Here is a 21,255-nt window from a genome sequence, read left to right on the forward strand (position 1 = left end):
ATTTTCATACCTGTCGTTGGATTAATTGGGTTAGTAAAAACGACGCTAATCTCAGGGGAAAAAAGTTGCTGATGATTCCGGCATTTATAGGGGTCATACTTGCGTTGGTGTCGTTTTTTGCTTTTATTTCGTCTATTCAATAGTGTTGTAATGATCCAAGCCTGATAATTGGTGGAAACTCAGACTAGCTTAACATATAATCCAGTATCGGTGAGCATTTCTCCTTACATGGCTTATAGTAGGCTCCATGTTTCCAGGTGGTTGATTTGGGAGATAAGCCCCACCAGAATTCGACTAAAGCTAAAGGTTCCATCTGATGACGAAAGGCGTATTGCAGTAATTTTGGACCAGCACATTCCCCGGCGCCTGCCGGCGGTTGTTTATAGCCGTGGGCGGTGAAGATATCTACCATATTTTTTAAATGGCCTGCCTTGTTGCTGAAATTATATTGCTCCAGGAGCCTTCGTTGTAACCTGATGGAATGGGCTTTACGTAATTCCTTTAACTGTGTAATGGCTGGTTGATGGAAGATAGCATCTTCCCGGGAGAGAGCGGCTATTTCATTGTTGATTTCTGATAAACGGATCATACCGGCATTTAGAAAGCTGCCTGTTTTAAGTCCGTCGAATACCGGTTCTACAAACCTGTTGTGATGATTTCCATTTGCCAGCTTGCCGGAAAATGCTGACAGATATCCCAAGGTTCCATACCGGGTTCTTACTACCAGTACACCGAACATTTTACCAATAACAGCCCCATTGCCATCATTGCCAAGGCCAAAATTATGTGTCCACTCATTTTGTAGGGAAAGATGTTGTTGAAGCTCAGCAACGGCAATTTCACAAAGCGGATGTACGTTGCCATCCAGGCTGAAGGTAAGTGTTTCGGCCATAGACCTGGCAGTGTCCTGGTCTATAAAGCGACAAAAGGCTGTGTCAGCCTGTTGTTCCTGTTCTGTTACAGATTGATGATAATCGTCTTCTACATCGGTCATATACACGCTTGCGGCATACTGCACCAGCCTTGATAGGTTGGCTTAAGAAGGCGCAAAGATAAGCGATTTTGTAATTATTGTGCTTTTTATAGCAGTGTTTTCTATGCGTTGCATCTGTCGTCATAGCTGTGGTTATCAACTTTGTTATATGGCCTGTTGACAAGAAAATCTTGTAAAAGGATAATAATGAAATACATTTCCTTACATTTGACGCCCCAATATGCCATGTGTATGGTAGGGAAACGATTCCGTAGCTCAGTTGGTAGAGCAATACACTTTTAATGTATGGGTCCTGGGTTCGAGTCCCAGCGGGATCACAGGATTTTTCCGAAACCCGCCGTAGTGGTGGTTTTTTTGTTTTTACTCTATAATTTATTCTATAAAAGCCGGGAAGAGCTGTTGTGGTTTACTACACTTTATGTAGCTGCCAACTATCTTTACAAAGATAACTATTCGGAACATTCACAGAGCCCAAAAATATGTTTATCTTCTTGCTATTTTTTTTGCTTTTTGCTGGTAACAATGCGTATGCGCAATCCAATTTAAAAGTAAAGACAAAATACAACTACGTATTGTTTTTGCCAAAGGGTTATTCGGAAGGAAGCAATCGTTATCCCCTTGTTATTTATCTTCATGGAGGGTCACAAAAGGGGAATGACCTGAATAAAGTAAAGGCATATGGATGGCCCCACCTTATTGATAGAGGACAAGAATTTGGCTTTATCGTTGCTGCGCCGCAATGCCCGGAAGGTAAGTACTGGTCAACTGAGAATTGGTTTGATTCGTTATATATGGATTTGATATCTAAATACCGGATTGATTCCAGCAGAATTTATTTAACAGGAATCAGCATGGGAGGATATGGCACCTATATTACAGCAATGGATCACCCCAATGAATTTGCTGCAATAATACCATTATGCGGAGGCTGTAATGATACTGACACGATAAGGATTTGCGATATTAGCAGGGTTCCAGTATGGGCCTTTCATGGGACAGCAGACGAGAAAATTCCGATAACTGAAACAGAGCGAGTCGTTAATAAACTAGATCAATGTAACGAAAATATCAGGTTTACCCGGCTCGAGGGGATAGGTCACGACCTTCAGTTTATTTATGAAAGGAAAGATGTGTTTGATTGGCTGTTGCTGAAAAAAAAGCAAGATGTACATGCTAGGTAGTCAAGTGAGTTTATTTTTTGCCTGTTTGGGTAAACTCCCCTAACTTGTCAAAAAAGGACTTGTGTAGGAAACAGATTTTGACGCAGTTGCAATCCTTCGCTACGTTTGACCTCCCCCTGAAAAACGGCTATATCCAGCAGACATTTGTAACCACCCACGAAAATTACAGTAAGGACTACCGAGGCTGGAGCCAACTTTGCAGCTGTAGTTGTTTATTATGCTTTGGCTAAAGCCAGCGGGTTACAGATAATGGGAGCAAACCGTCGGTATGGAGAACGGTTAATGCAACTTTTCGGCAAAGACCCCGACGATATGTATCAAGCTTTAAAGCTGATTGCCTGTAAAGTGCCAAAGCTTTCTCCTCATAAGCAAACCGAAATTGAGAAAAGTCTGGAAGAAGCACGCAGTCAAGAATGTAATCTACGGGATAATCGGGATCACTATCGAATAGATGAAATGGACCTATATTTCTATCGCAACCCAATACGTCTTTTGTTCTCCATAGCTGGATTGTGCAAAATGGGTATCCTTTATATATACTGTCCATTAAAAAAGCAACAGAGTCGGAGTCCCAAACAAAACAGATTTCTTTTCGTATGCCCGTGACCGGGATAATCAACAACTGACCGTTGCAGATACTAGTTGGTACAAGGCTACATCGGGAGACACCAAAACAGCCGGGTACGTTACACGGTATAAGTATACCGACCTCAGTAAATAATCGCACTACCTATAAAGCATGAGGCCATCCTGTTACGCGGGATGGCCTCGTGCTTTATTTCCCCTTTCCAGAAAAAAAATTTGGGTAACTAAAAAGTTACATATACATTTGGGTAACTTTAAAGTTACATATTGTGGCAAACACGATTAAACATCAATTCTTTTTCCCGCACCCGGCACAGATGGTATGGGATTATCTGATCAAACCGGAACTGATGGAACAATGGTTGATGAAAAACGATTTCCAGCCTGTTGTGGGCCTCGGCTTAGCGGAAAATTTCGATATGAGTCGTCCTGCGGTTTCCAAGCATATCAAAATATTGCATACCGCAGGATTTATCTCCATCCGGGATATCGGGCGGGAACGCTACTGTACATTGAAGTCCGCCGGGTTCCGTGAGTTGCAGAACTGGATCTCTTACTATGACAGCTTCTGGGCATCCAAATTGAAAAAACTGGAAACCTTACTGAATAACAAATTACCTAATTAAAAAACATCCAAATGGCAATTCCTGATTTCAACACTACCTTTGTGGTATCACAAGCACCATACGACGTATTTCAGGCTATCACGAATATTCGTGGTTGGTGGTCCGAAAACATTACTGGTGGCACCACACAGCTCAATGATGAGTTTTTCTATGAAGTGACTGGTCTTCATACCTGCAGAATGAAACTGGTAGAAATAGTGCCGGACAAAAAAGTGGTATGGCAGGTGCTGGAAAATGATTTCACTTTTACAAAAGATAAAACCGAGTGGATTGATACGCATCTCGAATTTGATATCACTCAAAAAGGAAATCAGACAGCCGTTCATTTCACCCACCGTGGATTGGTACCTTCTTATGAATGCTATGATATTTGCCATAACGCTTGGAGTGGCTATATCAACAACAGCCTGCGTGACCTGATCACTACCGGTAAAGGGCAACCCAATCCTAAAGGCGGAGGACTTCCTAAATAACGCATCTAAAAACATTACACCATGGATACAGGCATTATCGGTGCCGGCCCTATTGGGGCCGGTCTTGCAGCGCACCTGGTTAAACTGGGCCATACCGTTTCGATTGCCAATTCCCGGGGACCAGCATCCCTGCTGCAAGTAGCCGCCAATACCGGCGCCGCGGCAGCCACTGTGCCCGAAGCAATCCGGGAAAAACAACTGATCATCGTCACCATTCCGCAAAAAAACATACCGGATCTTCCTAAAGAAATGTTCCGGCAGTTACCGGCAGATACAGTGGTCATTGATACCTGTAACTACTATCCCCTGCTTCGCGATGGTGTGATCCCTGCCCTGGAAGAAAGTGGTCTCGATAGCCTGTGGGTACAGGAGCAACTGGGGGTTCCGGTAGTTAAAGTGTTCAACTCCATCTTCGCTGAAAGCCTGCATGACAAGGGCCTGCCGGCTGGCGATAAAAATCGTATAGCCCTCTCCGTTTCCGGCGACAAGGCCGCCGCGAAGAAAATAGTGCTGCACCTGGTGGAAGCCATTGGATTCGATGCGGTGGATATTGGCAGCATTGCCGACTCCTGGAAGCAACAACCGGGTTCCTCTATTTATTGCAGGGATATCACGCTGCCAGTGCTGGAAGAAAGATTAGCCGCCATGGCTACTACCGGGCGCGCCGAAGCTACCGCACAAAGGAAAGCAGATGAAGCGCTGATGAATACAGATATGGCCGCCTACCTGCGCAAAATGCGGGGATAAAAAATAGTGATGCCTGATGCTGCAAATGTAGATTACTTGTGCGTCCACCTGACTGGTGGGCGCTTTTTTTTAATGCCCTCCTTCTTCCGGAAAAACAAGGTTATCAAGTGGAGGAAGATTTTCGGAGTAAGGCACTACATTCACATTTTTTTATTTACTTTGAAGAAATAGCATGCATGAAGCACCCTTACCTTGTACTAGCCTTCCTGATATTCTGCTGTGGCCATGTATACAGCCAGAAAGTAGAGATACTGAAAAAATCTGACACCTTTCAACGCAAAAAAAAATCACGCGAGGTAGTTTATTGGAGCAACCCCGCTGACACATCAGGGCTAGAATATGTGGCCACCATTTCTTCCAGGACTGTTGCCATGGAAAGCAAAGCGCTTTCAAGGCTATGGGCTTTAGCGGTAAGTCGTGGTATGAAATCAGGCGCCAACACATTTATGTTCCACTCCTACACGGACACAGATTCAACGAAACCGGAATTAACGCTCGATTTCTTCTTTGCAGATGACTCTGCACTCCAGCGGAATACAGACCGCGAGGAAAAAAACGTGGTCTATATTTTCGGCAACAAAGGGAAAGCCATACCCTTAAATATAAATGGAGAAGAGGTAAAGATTCCCGCCGATAGCTTTCTCCGTTATGAAGTACCTTTTGGCACAGAGCTGAAGCTCAGCAAAGGTGGCACTTTCGGCGGCTCCACCGGAAGTATCAGGGCGGAAGTAGGAAAACCTGCCCTGTATTATGCTGTATCGGGCTTTGGTCTGGGCGGGATGGTACCACCTCCGGGAAGCGTAGGCCTCTCTTTCAATACCGGACGAATTACCCCTATGGATCCGCACTTCGCGCGTATGCTGATGGATATACAAAAACAAAGGAAATAGCTGATCTTCATTCCTGATACAATTGTTTATTATTGTAGCTTTCCATCCTGCTACATGGTGTTAGATTACTTTCTGTCGGGATGAGTATAACTGTCCGATTAAGTAGGAGCTTTTACATTTAAATGCTTATTATTTACTGTTGTATTCAACATCGGTCACTTTCTCTAACCAAACTGTTTCACCCTTTTCTCTTCCCGTTATTGCTAACTGAACAAAAGCACTGTTGACACTTGCTCCATGCCAATGGGGAATATTAGGTGGACACTTTATGGCATCACCTTTATGGAGTATTTTTTTAGGCTGCCCTTTTTCCTGATAGTAACCAATACCATCAATTACCAACAATATTTGCCCTGCCGGATGAATATGCCATTTGCTTCTTGCCCTGGGTTCGAAAGTTACATTTCCAACGGATATGGAGTTAAGGCTGTCTGCGTCTGCCAGCATTTGAAGATAAACTGTCCCCGTGAAATTTCCATTTGTAATTTTTTTACCCTGCGGAAATATAAGCACATCTTGCTGTTTTACGTCTTCCATTTTTTGATTGCTATTGCAAGCTGTAAATAGAACAGCTGCAAACGGGAGGATATATTTCATCGTTAGAGATTGTTTTGATAAAATTTAACCAATTTATTTACGGCTTGCGATACATATTCGGATTTCCAATAAGTCTGTATATGCGTGGCTCCATCAATCAGAAATAGTTCCTTGCTTTTTGCATGAGTTGCCTTGCGAAACGCTTCATCTGTCATATATTTTGTATCGGCTTTACTTCCGGCCATCATGAGTAGGGGCTGGTTTATTAAATCCATATTGGTTGCGGCATCCCAGGTCATTAAGTCGAGCAGGCTACTCATGGTGTATAGAAAGGTGGAATTTGGATGTGCATGGGTTCTAAAATAGTACTCGTAACCTTCACGGTATAAATCAGTTGAGATTTTGGCAATATTCTCCTCCGTTAGATTTGGGTTTGCTTCACCTGCATAAATTATTTTACCGCCTGCAGCTTCTTGTTCACGGGCATCCGATGCTTGTTTTAGGCGTTCCTGGATGGTGTTTAATTGTGAATTTTGAAAGCCATTACGTCTTACTTCACCTGTATTGAACATACTCAAGGTAGCTACTGCTTTAAAACGCTTGTCCGATTGGGCTGCTTTTAAAGTATAACCGCCGCCACCACAAATGCCTAAAATACCTAAGCGGTTTGCATCAACCCCAGCGTACTGACTAATAAAGTCAGCCATACCATGAATATCTTCAATTCGGTATGCAGGCTTATCCGTGTGACGTGGCTCTCCGCCACTTGCTCCCTGGTATGCTGCATCAGCAGCAATGCTTATATAACCCACCTCTGCCAAACATTGTGCGTATAGCCCGGCTGTCTGCTCTTTTATACCGCCGTTAGGATGTGCGACTACTATTGCCGGATATTTCATTGATGAATCGTATCCCGCAGGGGTGTAAACGTTGGCGGCTATATCAATCCCGTTCAGTTTGTAGGTTACAGGATGGATATTTACTTTTCCCTTTATATTTTCTGTAATCGCATTTTCATATACCAAGCCAAAGGGATTTTTTCTGTTGGTTTGAGCAGAGGATATTATACTTGTTGTCATAAAAATTGCTATTAGAACGAATGTTATCGGTTTCATCTTGCTTTGATTTAAAAGTTATTCCCTGTTTTTAAGCATCTCATCCAATACAGTCCCGGCTACTGTAGCTTCGTGTTCACCTACGGTCGATTTTATAATATTTACGAATTGCAGTAATTGCTCCGGTGTCAAACCTACATTCAGGCAAATATTCAGATGCGAACGCAGCATTGGCTCTACACCGCCAATCGTGCTAAGTACCGATACTGTAACCAGCTCCCTTTCGGAATAGGTTAAAACATTCCTTTCAAAGATATCAGCAAACAAATGTTCTTTCAGAAAGGTGTCTATTACAGGCGCAAAAGCTGAATAGCTTGTAAGTGTATCGGGTTGTGGTGTTTGGGTAAGCCCTCCTAAAATCTTTTTTCCGCGGTCATATTTGCTGCCTTTTTCATGGACAGGCGAAACATCATTTCCAATCTTATCATTGATGCCTTTGGCTTTGCGTTCATCAAGGACTTCCATAAAGGTTTGTAGCCCGCGAATGCTGCGGGGAAATCCGCAATAAGCATACAGATGTACTAATACTTCTTTTATTTCATTCACTGTAATACCTGCTTCAAGACCTATATTCAGCCTTTCTTTTAACCTTGGTAAATCGCCTTTTGCAGTCAATGCAGCAATAGAAATAATACTTTGCTCCTTTGGGCTTAACCTCTCATTTGTATTCGTGTTGTTTTGTGCTTTCAGATGATAGGTAAAACAAAAGACGGTTATTAGTAATGCTATGATTGTATTTACTTTAATTTTTTTCATTCAGCCTTTTTTCTTTTAACCACTCTTCAATTAAATCTGCTATCTCTTTATTGTTTAAATCTGACATGATGAAATGCGTATTACCTTTTATACCTGTTTCGGGTAAGTGAACAATGGTAGCATCACCACCGTGAGCGTTTACAACCTTTGCCCACTGCCTTGCCGTAGCCAAGACACCACGCCAAAAATTTAGCGAAGCAGCATTGCTTTCTTCATTCGGAATGTTGTCGCCATAGTAAACAACGATAGGAATTTTAGTCAGCTTCATAAATTCTTTAAGTGGTACCCCTTTGCCGCCGCGATTGTTCGCAGGTACTTCGCCTTCAGGAAATGTAAATCCGCCCGGTTCGATGGCTACAACAGCTTTTACGTGATCGCTTTTAATCGCAATTTTCCATCCTGGTGCTCCGCTCGCAGAATGCGTAAAGAGAACGCCGTCTCCCGATTTATCGAATACGGCGGTCATTGCCTTCACAATCACTGCCTCATCAACGTTGCCAGTGTTCGGAGTCATCATACGGAAAAACCTGTCCAGCGATAAACTGTCTTTCGGAAACTGAACGTCATTGTAGAAGTTAGGATATTGCCCGATACGGAATTGCGTAAACCAGGTTTGGTCATCGGGTGTCGCCGTGATTTGTACTGGTCTTGTGGTTTGCCCCGCATCGCCTCGACCCGGCTGGTCAACAAGATAAACGCCATAACCTCCTCGCAAAAATATGTCAGCGAAACCTTCCCTGCCATCAGCAGTGGTTTGCCAACTGCGGCGGGACTGGCCATATCCGTGCAGGAACACCATCGAATTGTGTTTTGCATTTACCGGAATCTGATAAAAAACATCAGCATGGTCTCCGTGCCGTGTTTGTCCTCCTTGGGGCTCATACCAAGGTTTTAGGGGGTCAAATGTTCCTTCACTTTTAATGACGGTGCCTCCCGCCGAAAATGCTCCCTGCTCTTTAATAACGAAATTGCCGCTGTTACGTTCTTTTATTGCTGCACAAGATACAATTGTAGTAACAACCACACACATTAACAGCCCACCCGATAATCCTTTTTGCATACTGATCGTTTTAGTTTTGACGTTATCAGAGGTCTAATTTTCTTTCACTTAGCCACTTAGCCATTGCCGGATCTCTATGGTCAAAGAAAAGGCTTGCATTGGTATCTAAAGCAACAATGTCCTGCATATCTTCCGGTGAAAGTTCAAAATCAAAAATGTTGAAGTTCTCAGCCATGCGCTCTTTGCGAACGGATTTCGGAATGGCAACAATACCTCTCTGTGTAAGCCAGCGAAGGATCACCTGTGCTATTGATTTATTGTATTTCGCACCAATGCCGGATAAGACGTCATTGTGAAAAATATTGTTTTTCCCTTCTGCAAACGGTCCCCAGGATTGTATTTGTACATTGTTTCCCTCCAGGAACTTTTGTGCAGCTATCTGCTGGTGAAACGGATGGGTTTCAATCTGATTGACGGCAGGTGTGAACCCACTGTTGATAATCAAATCAATTATTCTATCGGGATAAAAATTGGCTACACCGATTGCCCTGATCTTTCCTTCGTGGTATAATTCCTGCATCGCTCTCCACGAACCGAATACATCTCCGTAGGGCTGATGAATAAGGTATAAGTCCAGATAATCCAATTGTAATCTTTCCAAAGATTTTTGAAAGGCTGCTTTTGTTCTTTCATAACCTGTACCCTGTACCCAAAGTTTGGTAGTGATAAATAATTCTTCCCGGGCAATGCCACTGTTTTTAATAGCTTTTCCGACAGCGGCTTCGTTCATGTAAGAAGCGGCTGTATCTATTAACCGATAACCAGTTTCTATGGCATCGATCACCGCTTGTTCACATTCGTGTGCATCCGGTATCTGAAATACGCCGAACCCTAAAATGGGCATTTCAACTCCGTTGTTTAGCGTTACTTTTTTCATGTAGTTTACTTTGATTTTACAAAGGTGAGTTACATTTTTTGCAGAATGATTATACCGATTACTGGTCTTATTACCATTTTTACTGAATCAGGGAACTCATGCGGAAAGCAGTCTGATTATTCAGTAATTTTAACAAGCAAATGCTTAGGATGTTTATGGGTAATATGTTGAAATTCAATAGTGTTGGTGATTATAATATCTTTAATAATAACGAAACATTGCACCCCTTGGTCAGCGTGGTGGACCTTTCAAAGGCCAATCCCAGAAGTGGTTCCCGCATGTACTTTGGGTTTTATACCATCTTCCTGAAGGAGGTCAAATGCGGGGATATTGTCTATGGCAGGAATACATATGACTACCAGGAAGGTACGCTCGTGTTTCTGGCTCCCGGACAGGTGGCAGGAGTGAATAGTAATGGCGAGATGTACCAACCCAAAGGGTATGCGCTGGTATTTCACCCGGACTTAATACATGGCACCTCGCTCGGGCGCCGCATCAATGATTATACTTTCTTTACTTATGATACACGGGAGGCGCTGCATTTATCCGAACGGGAGCGGCAAATCGTGATGGATTATTTATCAAAGATCAGCTACGAACTACAACATGCGATTGATAAACACAGTAAAAAACTGATCGCCTCGAACATTGAATTGTTGCTGGATTATTGCGTAAGGTTCTATGATCGGCAATTCATTACACGGGAACACGTTTATAAAGGAGTACTGGAAAGGTTTGAGCAGCTGTTGAATGATTATTTTGAATCCGATAAGTCCCAAAATCTGGGATTGCCGTCAGTCGCTTATTGTGCCGGTGAATTGAATCTGTCAGCTAATTACTTTGGTGACCTTGTGAAGAAGGAAACAGGAAAGACTGCACAAGAATACATCCAGGCCAAAATAATAAACATCGCCAAAGAAAGAATATTTGATCTGAAGAAATCTGTTGGCCAGGTGGCAGGTGAATTAGGGTTTAAGTATCCGGCACACTTTACCCGCTTGTTTAAACAACGCGTTGGCATTACACCAAATGAATACCGGATGCAGAATTGACAACAAAACTTTACAATTCTTTACCGTTGTAGATTCATTCTGAAACCGGTGAAAGGAATCCTTTTGCAGGCAGTTATTTTCGATACATACCTACCAGCCATAAGATTGTGCTGGATGCTCAGAATAAGTAAATTTCATGCCCGACTTATTACAGAGAGGCCGTCTCCTGGTTTTTTTACATGCCTAGAGGACGACCTCTTCGTTTTATTCCTTTAAATTTTTACCGACGATTACTTGCCTGTTACTGGTTTTTAACTACTTTAAAAGTTTGAGTATTGCCATCAGTTCCTGTGATTTTCAGGATGTATGCCCCATTTGACCACTTGTCAGTGTTAACGGTTTTTGTTGGTGCGGCACTTGTTTCCCGATAGATGGACACACCCGCGCTGTTGTAAATGATAATTGTTTTCTTCTCTGTCAATCCAGCAATAGTCAACACATTATACACCGGATTAGGATAAACTATTATTTTTTCCTTAGTATCGGAAACAGAGATATTGTGGCCAGCTGCCAGTGCGCCTTGTGTAATTGTCAGTGTAGCGCTGTTGGAGACAATCTTGGGGCACCCACTGATAACGTCCAGGCGCCACTGCCGGCCATTTTGGGTGGAGGCATTCACTGTTTTCGTCAGGGTTGCTGTTGTTGAACCTGTAACAGTGCCGTCAGACCAGGCGCCATCTGCTTCATTGTACCAACCGGTCCCCTTATTGGTTTCCCATTGATAGGTATTGCCTGTACCGGCAACCGTTGCACTGAAAATAACCTGAGTACCTATGCTGGCTGTTGTTGAAACAGGTTGTGTGGTAATGGCTGCACCAGCAACAGTAAGCGTTACTGTATCCGAAATAACTGCACTACAGAAGCCGTTATTAACCAACAAACGCCATTGCTTGCCATTTTGAGTAGAGCTATTCACTAATTTTACCAGCGTTGGCGTTGTTGAACCTGAAACGTCCCCATCTGGCTTGGCGCCATCGCTTTCATTGATCCAGGTGCCGCCCTGGTAGGTTTGCCATTGATAGGCAGCATTTGCTCCTGCTACGTCTGCGCTGAAAGTCGCGTTGCTACCCATGCATACTGTTGTTGACACGGGTTGTGAGGTAATAGCAACTCCGGATACAGTAAGCGTTACAGGATTGGAGAGGATTGTGCCGCAAGAGGTGTTGGTAATCTGGAGCCGCCATTGCCGGCCATTTTGGGTGGAGCCGTTCACACCTTTTACCATGGTGGACGTTGACGATCCGGTAACCGTTCCATCGCCCCAGGCACCATCGCCCTCATTAAACCACCCATTGCCGTTATTACTCAGCCATTGGTAGGTATTGCCTGTTCCCGTCACTGTTGTACTAAACGTAGCATTGTTGCCAATACAGGTTTTGGCCGATACCGGTTGTTGGGTGATCGCTATACAGGATGATGAGATGCTGACACTATCGAAAACAGCAGTTGCGAGTCCCGTATTATCGTGATTGGTAAGGGCAAGGCCAATCCTTACATTTGCCTTCATTACTACGGTGACAGTATCGACCTTGGTCCAGTTAATCCCGTCCGCAGAGGTGTAAGATGTGAACAAGTTACCTCCCCGTATGAGCTTTACCCAATAAGGTGCTGTTGCGCCTGATGCTCCCTGTTTGCTGCTCGAAGAACCATTGGTAGAACTTCTGTACTGCATGTTAACTCCGTAGCTTGGCGTTACTGTGATGAACACCTGTTTACTGCCGGCAGTTGTTGTGTCCCGGATCATTACACCAGCTTTTGTCCATCCGCTGGAACCGCTAAGGCTTGAGACTTTTGCTATTATCTGTCCATCGCCGTTCAGTGTGGTATCATTGAACCTGAACTGGTCTGATGTATTCCAGATGTCGGCGCCGGAAGCCTTGACAGTGAAACGGTTCAAGGTCGACTGGTAACATGTTGTACCAGCTATTGACGGCCCCCCGATATCTTCTGATGACCAGCCGGGTGCAGTGCTTTGACAGCAGCCGGTTGAATCGTAGGTGATAAACCCGGAAAGTGTTTGGGTGCTGGTCCCGTATTGATCTGTAACGGTTAAGGTTACATCATAACTACCTGGCGACGCACCAAAATAGTTGACCAGCGGCGTTTCCGACGTGGAGGTGGATGGAGTGCCACCAGGGAATTGCCAGGAATAGGTGGCCCCACTGCCTCCGCTACTCACTACGCTGTAATCCCGGAACTGTACTTTCGGGGACTGGCAATTCGGCTTTTTTGTACTGGCCGATATTTGCGCCGTAGTGGAGGAATGTTCGTACAAATCATGGTCCCAGGCTCCCCGGCTGGTACCGATTAATAATTTACCTTTGTAATAATTGATAAACATGTTGCGCACCTCAAGCATTGGTAGCCCGGTGCCCAGCAGCGTCCAGTCACTCATACTATTGTTTCTATAGAAAACGCCTGACTTGTTACCAACATAAACACCGCCATTGGTACCACGTTGGAAAATTATCTTTGCAATGGGATATGAACCAAGTGTACTGGTAGTAAGATTGGTATAAGTAGCTCCCCCGTCTGTCGAATGCAATACTTTGCAGGTGTTTTGTACGCCGGAATAAGTTACCCAGATCTCGTTGGCATTCATGTCGCTTACAGCCACGTCGCTGATATTCCTGACGTTTGCGCCAGTCACTGATGTACCAGGTGTGATCTCTGTCCAGGTAGCACCACCGTCTGCAGTTTTCCACAAATGATTATTGGCAGGAGAAACAATACAATAAATGCGATTGGTATCCCTCATACAGATTTTTTCGCTCATCAGCCTGTCGCTGAAGGTATGCACCAGGGAGTTGACAGTAAGACCATTGTCGTTACTCCTGAGCAGGGAATTCCGCCAGGTCAGCCTGTCGCCGGTAGGCGTTGATTGATAAGGCTGAGGAAAGTTCCCTGCGGTGTGGCTTTCGATTGTATTGAACAGATTAGGATGGTAAGACAGATTATTAAACCAGTCTTCCCTGCCTGGATCAACCTGGCCGGAAACGGAGGTATAGGTACCGATACCGGTCCTGGTTACATAATAGGCATCATACCCTCTGGAGATCACATGAACGCTGTCGAGCGGGTTGATATCGGTATTCTGTTGATCCGCTCCCAGGAGATGATACCAGCCCCCGTTCCCAGCATAATCACGAACGGTAAGAGGTCCATGATTGCAACCTGCGGCCAGGATATCGGACTTGAAAGAGGCGCCAAAGCCCCAGAGCTCAATATTTGAGATGCCGGAAGATACATTAAAAAATGTAGCGCCTTTGTTGGATGATACAACCGTTTCTCCATCGTTTCCAACCATCACCTTGCCACTGACAATATGTATAGACCTGATGTCGTAATGCATCTGGTTGGATGCGGCAAAAGTTTGCCCGTTGTCTGTTGAATAATGAACATTTTGTTCCCCATACGTGCCATAAATGATGTTATTGGAATTATTGATATCCATGGCCACGGCATCACATCCCTGGTTATTGACCATGTTTTTCCGGACAAGTGTTGTTGTTCCCGTGCTTACGTCAGTTTTATACAACTGCAGATAGGAATAGCCACAGTTTAAAAGGGCAAAAACATCAGACGGCTGATCTGTTGTTGTAACAATTTTAATGAAGCGCAAGTCCTGCTTCGGAATGTCAGTAGGTATGGTGATGCTTGCCAGCGAAGAAAAGCTTCCGCCCTGATTGGCAGATGAATAAATGGTGGCTGTTTGCCCCCCTGTTACGGCATCTATACAAAAGACCCGGCTGGTGTCGTTGTTGCTCCATTCCAGGATTCCCCCGGTATTATTGACATAGCCGTCTGCGCTGATGTTATTTAACGCAGATAGAACAGAAGTCCATGTTGTACCGCCATCCATTGTCCGGTATAATGAATTTCCCCAACGTGCAACAACCATATTGGGATTGGCAGGAGATACCGCAATATCATATCCCTGTGTTGAGGAATAAGTGGATACGGAACTATTGAGTCCGGTCGTTGCCCAGGTGTAACCTCCGTCGGTCGACTTGATGACTGCGGACTTTGAAATTGCATAAACAATGTTCGGGTTGGCAGCGCAGGGGATAATGTCAAAATAGCTATTGTCAGGCATGTTGCCGTCTGTGAGCTGCCATGCAATTCCCCCGTTGGATGATACCCAAAGGCCACCGGTCTGAAAACTGATGAACATTTTTTGTGTATTGGTAGGGTCCATCCGCACGCAATAGGAGAAGCCGCCCCTGGTAAAACCATCTTGCAGCGTTTGGTTGCGCGGCCCCGTCATGTGCCAGTCTCCGGCCATAGTGTCTGTAACGGTTGACGCCGAAGCAACGCCCGCGCGCAGACGTTGGTAGTTAAAAGCGGGGGGAGCTTGAACCCTTCCCTTGCTATCCAGGTAGTATATATTGTTCCTGAACCATTCTTCTCCTGTTTCTTTGGGGCCATCCACCAGCGGATGTTGTTTCATGTACCGGTCGAATTTCTTTTTAATGCTGAAATAGTTGGCATTGGGCTTTTGCATTAATTTATACCATTGGGTATTTTTAAATTCCTGGTCAGATTGCTCATTTTCTTCGGGTTCCCTACTTGCTTGAACTGTTCGTTGTGAATGCGCACATTGAAATACCCCCAGGCATAGTGCGGTAAGAATAAAGTTTTTGATCATAAGATTACAATTCTGAAGATTAGGATAAATAATTAATTGCACTCCTTTTTTGGAGTGATTAAATTGTATTGATAACAGCTGTATTTAAATAATAGATTGTTCACCATTTTTTAGCTTTTATACAAATATTAACCTTGAATATGAGGGTGGCTAATGCTGTGTTTTGGTTGGGAAATCAAGTTTGATGAGCTATAATGAATATCAGTGAATTGGGTTAATGAATTCAAACTTATAGATTTCCATTTTGAAAATACTGTTTTTTTTTCTATTCTACTACTATTCTCAAATTTTTGATCAGAAGTTTGTAAACTCAAAATATTTTTTTCGAATTTGGTATTTTCATATGGTACAATTGCAGGTTGGAGGTGTTATGTAAAGAATAGCATGTCGTTCTTACCGGATATCAAATTAAATGCCTGGGCGGTGATTTTTTGTTTTCTTTTTGGAGGGCGAAATCTGGCTATTATTTAATTAAAAAAGCCGGTCTCTACTGATGAGAAACCGGCTTTCCATGTTGCTATTTCCTTAGTGATTCATTGCATTTCCAGTGAGGTTTTTGTTGTTGTCTAATTCGGCCTGTGGGAAAGGATAGTACATCGCTTTGGGGGTCCATCCTATAGCTTTAAGTGGTGCCAGCCATTGTGGATCAGCCATGCCCCATCGGAGTAAGTCGAAGTAGCGCTGGTATTCGCCACAGAATTCTACAAATCTTTCGTGCTGAATAATATTTTTGATATTATTGAGCCTGATACCGTTGATGGTGGTATCTTTTGCGAGAAGGCCGTCTACATCAGGGATGGTACCTGGCGAATGCTGATACCAGAGTTGCGGTTGTTCAGAGGGCACCACTAAATTAGCGCGCTGCCTGACCATATTGATGTATTGTTTTGCGCCGGCCGCGTTTCCTGCTTCATTGAGACATTCGGCGTATAGCAGCAGTACGTCTGCATATCTTAAAAGGCGGTCGTTGATGCCATCATCAAAGTCGGCCGTCTGTTTATCCGGGCAGTATTTGCGTGTACCGTATAGATCCTTGTTGGTAGCCAGATGTGCCATCCAATAGTTATAATCTGTCACTTTACCATCGATCTGCGTATAGAAGGCGCCGTTGTCGCAGAATAGCGTCATATATTTACGCGGATCACCGGGTTCGAACTCATTATATGTTTTTTTGTTGGGTGCGAGGTTCCACCATGCCCCACCGGTACCGTCATAGATACCGATCTCCTGCCATCTCCAGGAGTCGGACATATCATCGCCCAGCCATCCTGGCCCGTTGTGCAGTTGCACTTCAAAAACTGATTCGGGATTATTTTCAGTTGCTTCGAGGGAGTTGTCGCGGAAATTATTTACCAGGCTGTATTCTTTACTATCTATTACAATTTTCAGTTGTTCCTGTGCTTTCGCAAATTCTGCTGGCTTACCAACTTCCAGTATAGGGCGGTACATATAAGCCTTTGCCAGGTAGGACTGCGCAGCGCCTTTAGTGGCCCTTCCTATGAAGGCGGCGTTGCTGTACAATTCACTTCTGAGTGGGAGAAGGCCTGCCGCCTGTTGAAAATCACTGATGATAAGTGCATAGATCTCGCCGGGTTTGGAATTTGTCGGGTAGTAATCCGCATTGCTTTTCACAGGGGTTTGAATCAGGGGAACTGTTTCACCAAACAGCATTACCAGGTGCATATAAAGTAAGCCGCGGAGAAAATGTGCTTCTCCCAACAATCTTGATTTCTGTTTATCATCTATATGCCCTGTAAAAGCATTGATCCTGTCGATGGCTATATTGGCCGCGAAAATACCGTTCCACATATCTTTCCAGCTACCGGAGGCCATACCATCGCTGGAAGGCGTGTTATAGGTATCCTGGTACATGGGTTCCCATTTAAAGGTATGGTTGAAGTCATCACCGGGAGCCAGCAGTTCGTAGTAAAAAGAGCGGGCGTAGCCACCCTGCACTTTACCGATGAGCGCCTGGTATGCCGGGATAACAGCTGCTTCCAGCTGGGCAGGTGTTTTATAATAGGTATCTATGGAAATTTCCTGCGGGTTGTTAAGGTCCATGTCAGGTTTGCAGCTGTAGGTCATCATTGCAGCAGCAAGTACGCAGGTATATACATTGAATTTTTTCATCTTAAAGCATTTATTGGTTTACGACTAAAAGGAGACCTGCATACCGAAGAAGAATTCACGGGTATTGGTAAAGGTCAGTCCCCATGGCGTTTGTGCATCTATACCGCGGTTCAGGTTATAGCGGCCATTGCTTAAGCTGTTGTCGGAGGCCACTTCAGGATCATAGCCTGAGTATTTGGTAAACGTGAACAGATTTTTACCGCCAGCGTAGAAGCGGATGAAATCTATTTTATACCTGTTCAGTAAAGATGTCGGGAGCGTATAGCCTATGGTAAGGGTTTTCAGCCGGAGGTAGGAGCCGTCTTCTATAAACCTGTCGGATACACGAAGATTTTTATTAGGATCTCCTAACACCGCACGTGGCATATTGGTAGCTGTATTTTTAGGGTATGTGGTTTTAACGCCGGAGACAGGGTTGGTAAATACCAGGTCTTCCGCGCGGTAGCGGTCGAGCGTAGAGGAGAAGCTGTTATAATAGTGGTACATACCTTCTCCCCAGTATTTGCTGTTGTTATAGATGTCGTTGCCGTAGGAACCCTGCCATATCATGGAGAGATCGAAGGTACCGGCTTTTGAAGCATAGCTGACATCTGTGGTAAATCCGCCGCTGAAGCGTGGGATAGGATTCCCGATAAAGGCTTTGTCGGCAGCATTGATCACGCCGTCGTGGTTACGGTCTACGAAGCGAACGTCGCCCAGTGCAGCATTCGGAGCGAAGGCTTTATCGGCGTCCAGTTGTTCTTTGGTTTTGTATAAACCGTCGGTGACGTATCCCCAGAACTGACCGATGGAATTACCAACAGCGGTACGGGTCACGTTTTCACCGCCCGGGTTTACGCCCCCCGCAAGGATTTCATTACCATTACCCAGACCTAACACTTTATTATTTACTGTTGAGAGGTTGGCGCCTACGGCATAGGTAAATTTCCCTACTGTATTTTTATAGTTGACGAGGAATTCCCATCCTTTGTTACTGATACTACCTGCGTTCAATATCGGGAAATTGTCCAGGTATCCTGCGGCGTAGGAGATAGGAACATTCACCAGCATGTCGGCGGTTTTCTTATTGAAATAGTCTACCGTTACCGATAGTTTATTATTAAACAGGGAGAGGTCAATACCGAGGTCGGTGGAGTTCTGGCTTTCCCATTTAACATTTGGATTGGCCGGTGTGGCAGGCAGGGCGCCGGTAACCATTACATCATTGAGATAATACCATACATGGTCAAAGCTGACTGTACTCTGGTATTGGTATGGACTGATATCGGAGTTGCCTAATTTTCCGTAGCTGCCTCTGATTTTCAGGTCGGAGATGAAAGGTATGGATTTCATGAAATTCTCCTGGCTTACTCTCCATGCTGCAGAGAAGGAAGGGAAGTTACCGTATCTGTTTGCCTTACCGAAATTCGCGGAGGCATCGCGGCGGAAGTTGGCGGTGAGCATGTACTTACTATCGTAGGCATAGTTGATCCGGCCTAATAGGGAGTACATGGCGGTCCGTCCTACACCTGATCCAACCACGCGTGAAGAAGAAAGCTGAGCGAGGCCCAGGATCAGCAGATCGGGACTTGGCAGCGATCTGGCGCCGGCGTTTACGGCGCGGTATTCGGAATTTTCGGAGGTGATACCCGCCAGTGCGCTGATGTTATGTTTTTTTATCTGGCGGTCGTATGAAAGGGTATTTTCGTAGAGATACCTGTTGTTTTGTGCAGTGGAGATGGACAGTTCGTCCGGATCGTGGTTCTGATATTGACCTACGGAGTAGGCAGAGTTATAATTCTGGGTACGGTTCCTGTAAAAGTCGATACCCATATTGAATTTATAGCGGAGGCCCGGAATAAATTCATAAGACACCCATCCATTACCATTGGCGCCTATTGTTTCAGACTCGTTGGAGTTGAGGTAGGCATTGGCCAGGGCGCTGGCCACATCGGTACCGTTACCTGCTCCTGCGAACCCTGTAGTGCTGTTAGGGTCGTAGATCGGCAAAGTAGAAGACCATTTCTGTCCATCAATAATATTTTTATTACTCCAGTTTCTGAGGTTGCGGCTGAGTGAAAAAGTTTCACCGGCTTTTAACTTACCCTTTGTAAAATCGGATATGAACTGAATGCCATAATTTTTATAAGCATCTTTTATGATAACAGGCTTATCTGTAGAATAATTGGTATTGATGCGGAAGCGGGCATTTTCATTACCGCCAGAAATGGCCAGGTTATGTTTCTGGTAGCCTCCTGTTCTCAGCAGGGCGTCTACCATGTTATATCCTTTCCCGATTTTGGCGGGATCTGACAAGGCTGGGAGGTAATCCGTGCGGGAAGGGTTTTGGTTATACATTTCTTCGTTGATCAGCTCAGCCAGTTGCTGACCATTGAGGAGGCCAACATTATGCGACATCTCCTTGGTACCACCATAGCCATTATAGTCAATTTTTGTTTTGCCGGCGGCGCCTCGTTTGGTGGTTACCAGCACAACGCCGTTTGCACCTCTGGCGCCATAGATGGCGCAGGAGGCGGCATCTTTCAGCACCTGGATGCTTTCTATGTTATTTTCGTCCGGCATGGCACCACCGATCATACCGTCTACCACGTAGAGTGGGTCTGTATTGTTGATAGATCCTACCCCCCTGATCCTGATCTTATCGCCGGTGATTTGTACGCCTGGCACCTGGCTTTGCATGGCTGCCTGGAAACCGCCGGGAACCTTCAGCAGGTCCTTAGGGTTTACTGTTGCAATGGAGGAAGACAGGTCTGCTTTTTTCTGGGTACCATATCCTATAACTATTACCTCGCTCAGGGCTTTGGTGTTTTCTATCAGTACAACATCTACCACAGTACGTCCATTGAGGGATATCTCCTGTGTTTGATATCCCATGAGGGAAACGATCAGTGTTGCCTGTGTGTTGGGAGTATTCAAAGTAAATCTGCCTGCACGGTCAGTAATGGCGCCGGTGGAGGTTCCTTTTACCATGACGCTGGCCATTTCAAGCGGGTCCCCTTTTTCATTTTTAATGGAACCGGAAACCCCAATTAACTTGCTGGTATTTGCAGCAGGCGCCATGGCATAGGCTGCTTCTGCCCGGAGCGTGTTGCTGGTCAATAGTAAAATGGAGGCAGCAAGCATAAGGCGGCAGGTAGTGGAAATACCAAACCTCAGGTGGAATTTTGCATGACCTGGGCCTGCCAGGCTGCTGGATAACACTAATTTCATAAAATAAATTGTTGTATTTACCCCACTATAGTATGGTCTTTATACGTACCTGAGTTTGTACGTATAGGAGAGACGTATAGTTTCATAACGGGACTATTAAATAAAATCAGAAGTATTTCATAACGTTTCATTCCCTCCGGAGGGGTGATGAAACAAATATACCGTGGATGCTGAATAACAGTATCCAAAAGCAGATATTTCGGTTTAACTTTTAGATAATATTCCGTAAATGTAGTGCGTTTTTCATAGTCGATAAACGATGCATGCAGCCATGGGCAAAGAAATGATACCTGTTACTTTATTAAATGTATTTTAGACAATTAATAAACAGCGGGTATATATTTTATGCCTAATGCAGGTCTCTTTTTATAATT

General features: G+C 44.6%; 15 protein-coding genes and 1 tRNA gene. 7 read left to right on the forward strand and 9 right to left on the reverse strand.

The window, feature by feature from the left end; all coding sequences use genetic code 11:
* Positions 1-184: 184 nt before the first annotated feature.
* The gene (locus HGH91_RS30125) at positions 185-994 is read right to left on the reverse strand and encodes a pseudouridylate synthase (protein WP_211092481.1); all 810 of its coding nucleotides are present in this window, start codon (positions 992-994) and stop codon (positions 185-187) included.
* Between the two features lie 244 nt (positions 995-1,238).
* On the opposite strand from HGH91_RS30125, the gene HGH91_RS30130 reads away from it, so the two are divergent.
* The 6 genes from HGH91_RS30130 to HGH91_RS30155 all read left to right on the forward strand — a co-directional run bounded on the left by HGH91_RS30130 (position 1,239) and on the right by HGH91_RS30155 (position 5,496).
* Positions 1,239-1,311, forward strand: a tRNA-Lys gene (locus tag HGH91_RS30130).
* A gap of 162 nt (positions 1,312-1,473) precedes the next feature.
* Positions 1,474-2,175 carry a prolyl oligopeptidase family serine peptidase gene (locus HGH91_RS30135; protein ID WP_168742954.1) on the forward strand — a complete coding sequence of 234 codons (702 nt, stop codon included), beginning with the start codon at positions 1,474-1,476 and terminating at the stop codon, positions 2,173-2,175.
* Positions 2,176-3,029: 854 nt separating this feature from the next.
* Positions 3,030-3,386: an ArsR family transcriptional regulator gene (locus tag HGH91_RS30140; RefSeq protein WP_317166867.1), complete on the forward strand. Its 357-nt coding sequence runs from the start codon at positions 3,030-3,032 to the stop codon at positions 3,384-3,386.
* 11 nt (positions 3,387-3,397) lie between these two features.
* A complete protein-coding gene (locus HGH91_RS30145) occupies positions 3,398-3,859 on the forward strand; it encodes an SRPBCC family protein (RefSeq protein WP_168742955.1) in 462 nt (153 codons plus the stop codon).
* A gap of 21 nt (positions 3,860-3,880) precedes the next feature.
* Entirely contained in the window at positions 3,881-4,606 is a 726-nt protein-coding gene (locus tag HGH91_RS30150) for an NADPH-dependent F420 reductase (protein WP_168742956.1), read from the forward strand.
* 176 nt (positions 4,607-4,782) lie between these two features.
* Positions 4,783-5,496 (forward strand): hypothetical protein, encoded by a 714-nt coding sequence (locus HGH91_RS30155; RefSeq protein ID WP_168742957.1) that lies wholly within the window; start codon positions 4,783-4,785, stop codon positions 5,494-5,496.
* 129 nt (positions 5,497-5,625) lie between these two features.
* Here the strand turns inward: HGH91_RS30155 and HGH91_RS30160 are convergent, their stop codons facing one another.
* From HGH91_RS30160 to HGH91_RS30180, 5 genes are read right to left on the reverse strand one after another with little or no spacing between them, the layout of a single operon-like run.
* Positions 5,626-6,093 carry a cupin domain-containing protein gene (locus tag HGH91_RS30160; protein ID WP_168742958.1) on the reverse strand — a complete coding sequence of 156 codons (468 nt, stop codon included), beginning with the start codon at positions 6,091-6,093 and terminating at the stop codon, positions 5,626-5,628.
* A gap of 2 nt (positions 6,094-6,095) precedes the next feature.
* The gene (locus HGH91_RS30165) at positions 6,096-7,148 is read right to left on the reverse strand and encodes an alpha/beta hydrolase (RefSeq protein WP_168742959.1); all 1,053 of its coding nucleotides are present in this window, start codon (positions 7,146-7,148) and stop codon (positions 6,096-6,098) included.
* Positions 7,149-7,166: 18 nt separating this feature from the next.
* Positions 7,167-7,904, reverse strand: coding sequence for a carboxymuconolactone decarboxylase family protein (locus HGH91_RS30170; RefSeq protein ID WP_168742960.1), 738 nt, complete (start codon positions 7,902-7,904; stop codon positions 7,167-7,169).
* A complete protein-coding gene (locus HGH91_RS30175) occupies positions 7,891-8,964 on the reverse strand; it encodes an alpha/beta hydrolase (RefSeq protein ID WP_168742961.1) in 1,074 nt (357 codons plus the stop codon). The genes HGH91_RS30170 and HGH91_RS30175 overlap by 14 nt, the downstream gene beginning before the upstream one ends.
* A 25-nt stretch (positions 8,965-8,989) precedes the next feature.
* Positions 8,990-9,841: an aldo/keto reductase gene (locus tag HGH91_RS30180; RefSeq protein WP_168742962.1), complete on the reverse strand. Its 852-nt coding sequence runs from the start codon at positions 9,839-9,841 to the stop codon at positions 8,990-8,992.
* Between the two features lie 140 nt (positions 9,842-9,981).
* Here HGH91_RS30180 and HGH91_RS30185 point away from each other — a divergent pair, with 140 nt between their 5' ends.
* Complete coding sequence (locus HGH91_RS30185) at positions 9,982-10,893, forward strand: helix-turn-helix domain-containing protein (protein WP_317166868.1); 912 nt, start codon at positions 9,982-9,984, stop codon at positions 10,891-10,893.
* 241 nt (positions 10,894-11,134) lie between these two features.
* Here HGH91_RS30185 and HGH91_RS30190 read toward each other — a convergent pair whose 3' ends face one another.
* The 3 genes from HGH91_RS30190 to HGH91_RS30200 form a co-directional block, all read right to left on the reverse strand.
* Complete coding sequence (locus tag HGH91_RS30190; RefSeq protein WP_168742963.1) at positions 11,135-15,397, reverse strand: T9SS type A sorting domain-containing protein; 4,263 nt, start codon at positions 15,395-15,397, stop codon at positions 11,135-11,137.
* 669 nt (positions 15,398-16,066) lie between these two features.
* Positions 16,067-17,671 (reverse strand): RagB/SusD family nutrient uptake outer membrane protein, encoded by a 1,605-nt coding sequence (locus HGH91_RS30195; RefSeq protein ID WP_211092482.1) that lies wholly within the window; start codon positions 17,669-17,671, stop codon positions 16,067-16,069.
* Positions 17,672-17,695: 24 nt separating this feature from the next.
* Positions 17,696-20,881 carry a SusC/RagA family TonB-linked outer membrane protein gene (locus HGH91_RS30200; RefSeq protein WP_211092483.1) on the reverse strand — a complete coding sequence of 1,062 codons (3,186 nt, stop codon included), beginning with the start codon at positions 20,879-20,881 and terminating at the stop codon, positions 17,696-17,698.
* Positions 20,882-21,255: the final 374 nt, after the last annotated feature.

The organism is Chitinophaga eiseniae (assembly GCF_012641265.1).
Classification (GTDB): Bacteria; Bacteroidota; Bacteroidia; order Chitinophagales; family Chitinophagaceae; genus Chitinophaga; species Chitinophaga eiseniae_A.